Annotated in this window: 1 protein-coding gene; it reads right to left on the bottom strand. The window is 68.4% G+C overall.

The features are described 5' to 3' along the window. Positions 1–13: 13 nt before the first annotated feature. Positions 14–1,426, bottom strand: a complete 1,413-nt coding sequence (locus AB2L28_RS20740; RefSeq protein WP_370720898.1) for an IS110 family RNA-guided transposase — start codon at positions 1,424–1,426, stop codon at positions 14–16. Positions 1,427–1,700 lie beyond the last annotated feature (274 nt).

The following is a 1,700-nucleotide window of genomic DNA, read 5'->3' as shown; positions in this document are numbered from 1 at the left end:
TCATGGTTCCTCTCTATGTCAAGGGGCCCTTGCGACGACGTCCATCGGTGGGGATGCTGGTTCCTGCGGGTCCGGGAAGTGGCTCATCCGAAGAACCGACACCGGGGTCGCAGTCGGTCGCGCTGGAGTCAAGAGCCGCCCCCGCCTGCCCTCCCGGACCCGTCATCACCGCCGCGCTCACCAACGCGGCCACCGAGGCAGCCGACACCGCAGCCGACACCGAGGCCGCTGACGCAGACGCCGTCGAAGCAGGCTCTGCGGTGGTCTCCGGCCCTTCAGGATCGAGCTGCGGGTCCGGCTGCAGGTCCGACTGCAGGTCCGGCTGCAGGTCCGGCTGCAGGTCCGGCTGCAGGTCCGACTGCCTGGGGCTCCCCTGGCCGCCAGCATCAGCCAGCATCTGGCGATAGACCACGTTGGACAACCGCCGCTTCAACGCTCGCAGCGCCTCCATCGACGACTTCCCCTCACCGCGTTTGCGGTCGAAGAACACCCGCCCCTCCGTGCCCGGCTGTCGCAGCTGGACGATCGCCATCGTGTGCAGGACCCGGTTCAGGCGCCGGTTCCCGGCCCGGGACAGACGATGGTGCTCGTTCTCGCCGCTGGAGGCATCGATCGGTGCGGTCCCGTTCCAGGACGCGAAGTGGTCCCGGGTCGGGAAGCGGGCGATGTCGCCGACGTCCCCGAGTAGACGGGCAGCACTGGAGGGGCCGATGCCGTAAAGATCCATCAGGTGCGAACCGGAGTCGATCACCAGCTGCCGCAGCTGCCGGTTCGCGGCCTTGATCTTGACCTGGATCCCCTCCAGCTCCTGCACCAGCTCAGCGGCCAGCTGCGCCCGCATCAGCGCCGCCGGACCAGTAGGGGTCAGACCCTCAACCAGGTCTTTCGCCTGCGCTGCAGTGAGGAACCGTTTCGCGCCACCACCGATCAACTCACTCAGCAGCCGGTGGATCCGGTTGACGATCTCGGTCTTGCGCACGCCCAACTCATCGCGACGATCGGCCAGCAACCGCAACGCCACGCTCTCATCGTCAACGGTCACCACCCGCAGACCCGCGCTCTGGCGATCGGTCACTGCCTGGCGATGCCTGCGGCGGCGAACGGCGACCGCAGCGATGGCGTGAGCGTCGGTGGCATCGGTCTTGCGGCCGTGACCGGTCTCGAACGCACGAACCTGCGCGGACAGCTTCGCCGGGACGTCCAGCACCGTCTCACCGTCGGCGACCAGGCGCTGCGCCAGGTGCCGGCCGGCGCCGTTGGCGCCTTCGACCGCCCACGTCCGCGCCGGCCAGGTGCTCACCGCGGCGAGCATGGCGCGGTAGCCATCGGTGTCGGTGCTGAAGCGCTGTCCCAGCAGCACGCGCTCAGTGTCGTCGAGGACCTCGATCGTGGCGGAGCGCTTGTGCGGGTCCATCCCGATGATCACCGCCGGGACCGTTGTCCGAGGTGTTGCCGATCTTCGTGTTCTCATCGCTGCTCCCGGCTCGTCCTGGCCTCAAGTGGGGCGGGGTGGGCAGCGCTACTTCGGGATGACCGAGCAGACCTCTCTTGAGCCACTCCCCGCTGGCGGTGCCCGACGCCACGCAGACCATGAGAGAGCCACACCCGTGAAGCCGGTGGGCAGACGAAATGGGAACGACGCGTCGGGCACCTCGACACAGCCTGGCCGGGCTGTTGCCGTGAGGGAAGTGAACAAGTAG

It is taken from the genome of Kineococcus mangrovi, assembly GCF_041320705.1.
GTDB lineage: Bacteria > Actinomycetota > Actinomycetes > Actinomycetales > Kineococcaceae > Kineococcus > Kineococcus mangrovi.
Note: the sequence above shows the minus strand (reverse complement) of the source record. Positions and strands in the feature narration are given on the sequence as shown.